The sequence below is a fragment of the Methylobacterium sp. FW306-05-D genome, assembly GCF_058782155.1.
Window position 1 is genome coordinate 23,699 of record NZ_JBYSXL010000054.1, and the last position, 8,543, is coordinate 32,241.

Sequence of the window (8,543 nt, forward strand, 5' to 3'; positions counted from 1 at the left end):
CCGCTCCTTCGAAGGCTGGATCAGTGGATCGGCGTGCTGGGCGGGGTCGCCGCAGCCGTCTTCTCGACGAAGAGCAGGGTGTGGTGACCGTCGAGGACGAGGGTCGTCTCGAAGGAGTGGTTGCCGTCGAGGTCGGCCGAGATGACGGTCACGTCGCCCTCGTCGAAGAGCGCGGCCCGGTAGCGGATGCCCGAGACGGTGCCGTCGTCGTGGTCCATCGCCTGGGACAGCGAGTCGCCGGCGACGCCCGCTCCGTCCTCGAAGAGGGACCATCTCAGGAGGTCGACGTAATCCCCGACCGAGAAGTCGGTGATCTGTACGGAGCGGGTGGGCTCGGGCCCTCCCTTGCTCTGGAGGAGCACGTAGCCGTCCTTTCCATCGCCGCCGGTGAGCACGACGTCGTCATCCCCGATGACGAAGCGGTCGTTGCCTGATCCGGAAACGATCCGCTCGACGGATTCCACCTTGTCGTGCCCGAGTTCGGTGCCCGAAACGACGTGGTTGACGAGGTCGACGAGCAGGTCTCCGGTCGCGCTGCTCAGGTCGAGCGTATCCGAGCCTTCACCGGCGTCGACACGGTCTTCGTCGCCATCCAGCGCGAGGACGATGCGGTCGTCGCCGGCGCCCGCGCGCAGGGTATCGCGCCCGGCTCCGTCGAGGAGCGTATCGCGACCCGCGCCGCCATCGAGAACATCGTCGCCCCCACGTCCGGCGATCAGGTCGTCCCCATCCCCGCCGGCCAGGCGGTTGCTCCCGTCATTGCCCGATAGGGTATCGTCGCCGGATCCACCGATCAGCGCCTCCAGACCTTTGAGGAGGTCCCGCCCGGTCTCGGCCCCCGTGGCCATGCCGACGAGGAGGTCGGCGGCGACGCCCGCCCGCGTCCCGGACAGGTCGAGCGCGTCCTGGCCGTCACCCCCGTCGAAGGTGTCGGCCTCCCCGTCCGACGATACGATGAGGATGTCATTGCCGTGGCCGCCCAGCGCGACGTCGTGGCCGTCCCCGTCGCGAATCGTGTCGTCGCCGTCGCCGCCGTCGAGCAGGTCGTTCCCGGCCCCACCCGAAACGTGGTCGCGGCCCGCGCCGCCGGAGATCGTGTTGGCGGCTGCGCTTCCCGACAGCGTGTCGGCACCGGAGCCGCCCCGGACGTCCTCGATGGACACGATCCGGTCGCGGCCGGTCTCGGTGGATTCCGAGGTGCCGGCCTCGAGATCGACCGCGACTCCGGACGTGGTGCCGGACACGTCGAGGATGTCGATCCCCGCGCCGCCGTCGTAGGTGTCCGCATCGCCGTCCCGTGCGACCAGGACGATGTCGTCGCCCGAGCCTCCGAGGACCGTGTCCGATCCCGTCCCGTCCGCGAGGGTATCGTTGCCCGCTCCACCGTCGACGAAATCGTCGCCGGCGCCCCCCGACACCGTGTCCCGCCCGGCCGCTCCGAGAAGGGTCTCGCCCGCCGAACTCCCGGTCAGGACGTCGTCGCCCGAACCGGCCCGGACGACCTCGATGGACGCGACCGTGTCGCGGACCGCCCCTTCACCGATGGCCGTCCCAGCGGCCAGGTCGACCACGACAGCGGTATCGAGGCTCGACAGATCGAGCGTATCCGTCCCCGCACCGCCGTCGAACAGGTCGGCCTCGCCATCCAGGGCCGCGGCGAGGACGTCGTTCCCGTCCTGACCCATGACCACGTCCCGTCCCTGCCCGTCGGAGAGGACGTCGTCGCCATCGCCGCCCTCCAGACGGTCGTCCCCGAGGCCGCCCGAAACGACGTCGCGCCCGGCACCCGCGAGGGCGACGTCGGCACCCTCCGACCCGTCGAGGCGATCATCGCCCCCGTCGCCGAGGAGCAGATCGTTCCCAGCCCCTCCGACGAGGATATCGCTGCCGTCTCCGCCATCGAGGAGGTCGTCACCGGCGTCGCCGAACAGGATGTCGTCGCCCTCCTCACCGAAGAGGCGGTCGTCGCCGTTTCCCCCCGAGACCCGATCCGCCCCCATCCCGGCGAACACGACGTCGTTCCCGTCGCCGCCGAGGATCACGTCGTCCCCCGCGCCACCGACGATGTGGTCGTCCCCGGCGCCCCCGTCGATGACGTCGGCCGCGGCGCGGGCGTCGATGTTGTCGTTGCCGCCTCGGCCGTCGATCTCGTCCGCGCAGAGCGTTCCGAGCAGGAGGTCGTCGCCGTCCGTGCCGACCATCGGCTCGTGTTCGACGACGTTGAAGACCGCTGTCTGGGCGACGGAGAGCTCGCCGTCCGTGACCTCGTAGGTGAGGGTGACCGGCCCCAGGCCATCGGCGTCGTACACCCAGCCGTCGCCGGCGCGGGTCAGCGATCCAGCCGAGGCCGTGACGCCACGGACGGAGAGGCTGTCGGCGTCCGGGTCCTCCGCGTTCCTGAGAAGGTCCGACAATGCGATCGGCAGCAGCGCGCAGGCGGCTACGTCGGCGAGGTGAACCGTGCCGCTGGAGGTCGGCGCGCGGTTGCGCCGGCCGGCCGAGCCGTCCCCGTCATCGATCGAGACCGGACGGGGTGCGACGCCCCCGGAGCCGGTTCCCGACTTGTCCCCGGATGCGACAGAATCCCCGGAGGTCGGCGAGCGGCCCGGGCCGCTCGCCTTGTCCCCGTCGGCCTCAGGGCGCTTGCCGGGACCGGCGGCATCCTGTCCCGCAGGACGATCCGCATCCGCCGGCCGGTCCTTGCCGCCGCCGGGCAGGTCGTCGGTACCGCCCAACCCGCCGGGCGGTCGGGTCACGTGATCATCGGCGCTCCCGGATTCCGCTTCCCCGTCTCCATCCTCCCGATGCCGGCCCCGCCCTCCGCCACCGATCCGGGCGGCGGGCGCCCGGTCGGCATTGTCGTTGATGGGGCGCGGGATGACCGGTGACGCCTTGAAGTCGTTGAGGTTCGGCTGGGGGTCGTGCCGGGCGAAATGCAGCGTATGCGCCTGGAGGTGGGAGGCTTCGTACTCCGGTGAGGGCATCTCCGCCTGGAGCACGATTCCGGATGACCCCGGGAGGCGGTGCTCGTCGGGTGTCTCGCCGGCATCCACGTCCGACGCGGCCATGACGATGAGCTTGGGCGCGGCCTTCGCCTCCGGCCCGGCGGCGCTGGCCTCGGGCTCGGCGTGCACCGGGGTGTGGAAGAGGGACTTCAGGTATCCGGCCACGGCCGCGACGGCCAGGGCCAGGTAGTACGGCGTCGCCGACGACCTGGCGGCTTCCTTCAGCGCGTATGTCTGCGCTCCGGTCTCGGTGGCCTCGCCGGTCTTCGTACCCTTCGTCTCGATCATCATGCCGGCACCCGCTCCATGGTGGAGCGCTCCCTAGTGATCTTTGTAGGATCGGCTCCGGCCGACGCGTCGCGCACGGCCTTGCCGAGGATGGCCTCCTTGGGCCCGAAGGCGGTCAGCCTGCCGTCCTGGACGACCGCGATGGTGTCCACCGCCGCCAGCACGCTCGGCCGGTGGGCGATCACGACCGCGATGCCTCCACGAGCGCGCACGCCCTGGATGGCGGCGGCCAGGGCCGCCTCGCCCTCGCCATCAAGGTTGGAATTCGGCTCGTCGAGCACGAGCAGGAACGGATTCCCGTACAGCGCGCGCGCGAGGGCGATGCGCTGGCGCTGGCCGCCGGACAGGGCGGTCCCGAACGGGCCGAGTTCGGTGCGGTAGCCGTCGGGCAGCCGCAGGATCATCTCGTGGACACCGGCGGCGCGGGCGGCGGCGACCACCAGGGCGGGGTCGGCGTCCTGCGCCAGGCGGGAGATGTTCTCCTCGACCGTCGCATCCATCAGGCAGACTTCCTGGGGAAGGTACCCGATGATCCGGCCGAGGCTGTCCTCGTCCCATTGCGAGAGGTCGGCCCCGTCGAGGCGGACGCCGCCGCGCAGGATGGGCCAGATGCCCGTCAGCGCCCGGCTCAGGGTCGTCTTGCCGCCCCCGCTCGGGCCGATGACGCCGAGCGCCTGGCCGGCCTGGAGCTCGAACGCGACATCCGACAGCAGCACCCGCCCCGAGCCGGGCGCCGCGACCGTGATCGACCCGACGTGGAGGGACGATCCCGGCATCGGTAGGGGCATCGGACGGTCGATGCCGGACAGGGCGACGAGGGTCTCCGCCAGCCGCGCGAAGGCCTTGCGGGCAACGGCGATGCCCTTCCAGTTGCCCACGGTCTGGTCGATGGGGGCCAGCGCACGGGCCGAGGTGATGGAGGCCGCGATGATGGAGCCGGCCGAGAGCTCTCCACCGATCACGAGGTAGGCCCCGAGCCCGAGCACCGCCGATTGGAGGATCATGCGCAGGACCCGGGAGATGGCCGCGAAGGTGCCGGTGATGTCCGTCGTTCGGGTCTGGAGTTCCAGGTGCTCGTTGTTGGCGAGGCGGTACCGGTCGACGGCCCGCTCCGCGAATCCCATCGCCTTCAGCACGTCGGCGTTGCGGGCGTTCGAGTCGGCGATGGCGTTGCGGGCCACCACCGCCTGCTGGGTCGCCCCCGTCCACCGCCGGGTGAGCAGTTCGGTGAGGATGGTGATGAGGGTGAGGAGGACGGCGCCCGCGATGGTCAGCCCCCCCAGGTAGGGATGGAGCATGTAGACGAAGACGAGGAAGACGGGCGTCCAGGGCAGGTCGAAGAGCGCCACGAGCCCGGGGCTGCCCAGGAAGCCGCGGACCGTGTCGACGTCGCGGCTGCGTTCCATCGCCTCCGCGGTGGAGAAGCCGAAGCGCGGCATGTCGATGGAGACCCGCTGCGCCAGGGGAGCGATCCGGCGGTCGAGTTGCGCCCCGATCCGCACGAGGATCTGCTGGCGCAGGACGTCGAACAGGCCCTGGAAGACGTAGAGGCCGATGGCGAGCGTCGAGAGCCCGACGAGGGTCGGCAGGCTGCCGCTCGGCAGCGCCCGGTCGTAGACCTGGAGCATGTAGAACGACCCGGTCAGGGCGAGGATGTTGATGATGCCCGACATCGCGATGAGGAACACGAACGGCATCCCGAAATGCCGGGTCAGCGCCTCGGTGCTTCTCTTCTTGGCGAGCTTTTTCTGATCCCTGGAGCGCATGTCCCATACCCCTTGATCGCGGCGGAACCGGAGGGGCCCCGGCGCGGGGCCCCCCGGACGTCAGAGGGCGAAGTCCGCGGCCGTCGCGGCCGGGGCTCCCTTGATGCTGAACTTGAACTCGGGGGCCGCATCGCCGCCGGTGTTGCCTTCCACGACGGTGTAGTCCCCGTCGGCCCGGTGCTCCTGGGTCACCAGCAGCTGACCCACCCCGGTGAAGGCCGCTCCCGAGGCGAGGGTGAACGCCTGGTTCCCGGCCACGCCCTGGTTGGCGTCGATGCCGCTGAGGTCGACCTTGTCGCCGGGCTGGAAGCTCGCGATGGTGTCGCCGTTCGCCGCCGCCGCCGAGAGGAAGCGGTAGACATCGGCACCGAGGCCGCCATCCATCACGTTCACGGCGTCGCTGGCCGTGAGGGTGTCGTCGCCGGACCCGGTCACGATGTTCTCGACACCCCAGAGGGTATCGGACCCGGATTGGCTGCTGGCGACGCTCCCGCGTCCGGCGAGTCCGGTGCCGAGGTCGGCCATGATGTTGGCGGTGATGGCCGACATGTCGAGGGTGTCGATGCCGGTGCCGCCCCCGACCTCGTCGCCCCAGTAGCTGTCGCTTCCGTCCCCGATCTCGGCCACGAAGAGGTCGTTGCCGTCGCCGCCGATCACCGAGTCGTTTCCGGCCCCGGCCGTCACGAGGTCGTTGCCGGACCCCGCGAGGATGCGATCCGCGCCGGCGTCGCCGTAGACCATGTCGTCGCCGCCGCCCACGAGGATGTCGTCGTCGCCGGCCCCGCCGAAGACCACGTCGCGGCCGCCGCCGGCATCGACGAAGTCGTTCCCGTCGCCGCCCCGGATCACGTCGGCCCCGTCGCCGGCGAGGATGTTGTCGTCGCCGGACAGGCCGAGGAGCGTGTCGGGGCCGGGCGTCCCGGACAGGACGTCATCGCCGGTGGTGCCGGCCACGAGGCTCGGCGGAAGCTCGGCCGGTGGCGTCGTCGCCCCACCGCCGGTGGTTTCCCCTCCCGTCGTGCCGCCCGTGGCCGGCGGAACGGTGCCGCCGGGGTGATCGTCGTCCCCATGCTCGGCCCCGTCGGTTTCCTGCTCGTCGTCGCACGGAGGGTCTCCGGCCCCGTGACCGCTTCCGGAGCCGCCGCCCGAACCGCCGCCGTTCGTGCCTCCGGCACCCGTTCCGGATCCGGCACCGTGCCCTGAACCGCTTCCGGTCGTTCCACCGGACCCGGTCTCCGTTTCGGTTCCGTCGTCCGTGCCGGTGCTGCCACCGGTCGTGCCGCCCGTCCCGGCGTCATCGCCGGACCCGGTTCCCGTTCCGCCCCCACCGACCCCGGTGCCGTCGTCGGTCCCGGTGCCCGTTCCGGTCCCCGCACCGGTTCCACCGGCCGGTTGCCCATCCTCGTTGTCGACCGCGAAGATGTCCTCCTGCAGGCCGGTCAAGCCGGTATTGCGGGCGACGATGTCGGCGAAGCTCTGACCGTCGACCTGGTTCTGGTAGAAGTCGAAGTTGTCGAACCGGTCGAGGTAGTAGAACCGGTCACCTTCCTGGAGGCGGTCGAGCTGCTCGTGCAGGACGACCCAGAAGGTCTGCCCGACGACGCCGTCGTTGATGTGCTTCTCGGCCAGGCCGCCAACCCAGAGGTCGACGCGGTCGATGCCGGACACGACCTTGGCACCGTCGGCCCCGTCATGCAGCACGATGTCGGGATTGGCGGCGACGAAAGCCGCCCGCTCCTGCGCCGTCGTCAGGACGAGATCCGGGTAGGCGGCCTTGAACTGCGCGATGACGGTGTCGCTCAGGCCGTTCCGGGCCTGGAAGTCCGCCCAGGAGGTGTAGGGGCTGAGGTCGCCCGCGAAGCCCACCGCTTCGTGGACGTAGGGATCGGACGACGCCTGCAGGTCGGCGCGGACCTGGTTCAGCGTGCCGAGCCCGACGTCGCGGCCGCGGGCCACGTTGAAGGCGAACAGGTCGGCGTTGATCCGCACCAGATCGTTGCGCACCGCGTCGACGATGTTGAAGTCGACCTCCTCGGCGGGTTGCGTGGCGACCCCGGCGAGGATGGCGTTCGCGCCGAGTTGGGCGTAGCCGGGCTGCGGGACGTAGCCGGGAGGGAGGGGGGCGGTGAAGGCGCCCGCCTCGTTGGTCGGGTTCAGGAAGGCATCGACGAGCTGCACCTGCCGCGGCTGGCCGTCCGGTCCGAGCACCGTCAGGGTCTCGCCGATCAGCGAATGCCCGACGCGATAGACCGCCGAAGCGAATTCCTCGGAGATGCGGGCATCCACGGTCGCGTCGTAGCCATTGAAGCCGTGCGAGCCGCTTCCCTTCATGCCGCCGATGAGATGGTCGGCGAACTCGGTGAAGATGACACGCTGGTATTCGGCCTCGTTGATCATCTTGGCGGCCTGGAACACCTCCTCCGGCGTGCCCTGGAAGCCGGACTCGACGAGGTTGTCGACGTGGAAGTTGTGGTTGCGCGCCCAGATCGTGTGCATCGCCGTCAGGGAGACGTTCTCGTTCGCCCGCCCATCGCCGGCCACGAAGTGGTCGAGCAGGTTCACGAAGGGGTTCGTGTCGAGGAGCAGGGCGTTCCCGCTGCCCATGAAGTCGGCCGCCATGGCGCTGACGATGCCGGGGTCGAAGGCGCCGGTCGCCGGGTCGACGAGGGTTCCCGGGGCATGGCCCGGCGTGGCGAAGTGCGAGTAATAATCCCGGAAGCTGATCGAACCGCCGGGCAGTGAGGCGTCGTGGAAGATCGTGTCGGCCTCCCAGTGGTGCTGGATCAGGGCCCGCAGGGTCGGCAGCAGGTTGAAGGCCGGGTTCGATGGGTCCGGCAGCCCGGCCAGCAGGTGCGCCCCGACGCCCTGGTGGCCATTGCTCTCGCGCAGGAATTGTCCGACGAGTTCATGCGAGCCGTAGGCCTGGTTCTGGTCGACGAAGGGCGACGTCTTGTTGAGGTGCTGCGGGATGCCGTTCGCGTCGATCGAGGCCACCGCGCCCCGGGTGAGGTCGACGGGGTTGTCGCTCGTGGGGCTGCGCACCGAGCCCGGACCGCCGATTTCGACCATCCCGTTGGCCGAGCTCTTCGGCAGGAAGTCGAGGCCGTGGTCGAAATACTGGCCGAACGCCATGAAGAAGATGTTGGCGCCATTGGCCTGATGCGGCAGGTCGGCCTCCTGGGTTCCGAGCACGTTGCTGATGGCGCGCGGGTCGAGGCCCGCGAAGAGCGGGTTGACGGCGTTGTTGCCCGCGGCCGGGTCGAAGGCTCCGTAATGCGCGTCGGTGAGCCGGATGAAGGGCTGGTCGGCCGATCCGAATTCCGGATGCGCCAGGTTGTTGCCGGCGCCCGAGAGATGGCGCACGCCGGCAGCCCCGTTGGCGTCGTCGTCGCCCCCGGCGACGGGCTGCCCGGTGACCAGGGCCTTGATCCCGGCGAGGTCCGCCGCGGTGAGCGCGAAGCCGCCGCCCCCACCGGTACCGCCG

Annotated in this window: 3 protein-coding genes; all 3 read right to left on the minus strand. The window is 70.6% G+C overall.

From position 1 onward, the window contains the following. Window positions 1–20: 20 nt before the first annotated feature. Complete coding sequence (locus AC3WLN_RS17175; protein WP_492483250.1) at window positions 21–3,296, minus strand: calcium-binding protein; 3,276 nt, start codon at window positions 3,294–3,296, stop codon at window positions 21–23. Beyond that, window positions 3,293–5,059 carry a type I secretion system permease/ATPase gene (locus AC3WLN_RS17180; RefSeq protein ID WP_492483251.1) on the minus strand — a complete coding sequence of 589 codons (1,767 nt, stop codon included), beginning with the start codon at window positions 5,057–5,059 and terminating at the stop codon, window positions 3,293–3,295. Before AC3WLN_RS17180 ends, AC3WLN_RS17175 begins: the two co-directional genes overlap by 4 nt. 60 nt (window positions 5,060–5,119) lie before the next feature. Next, window positions 5,120–8,543, minus strand: a 3,424-nt coding sequence (locus AC3WLN_RS17185; protein ID WP_492483253.1) for a peroxidase family protein, incomplete at its 5' end; no start/stop codon positions are given.

Bases quoted from the DNA above. Each gene is read 5' to 3' on its own strand.
- AC3WLN_RS17180 (WP_492483251.1), bottom strand. From the start codon at position 5,059: ATGCGCTCCAGGGATCAGAAAAAGCTCGCCAAGAAGAGAAGCACCGAG.
- AC3WLN_RS17175 (WP_492483250.1), bottom strand. From the start codon at position 3,296: ATGATGATCGAGACGAAGGGTACGAAGACCGGCGAGGCCACCGAGACC.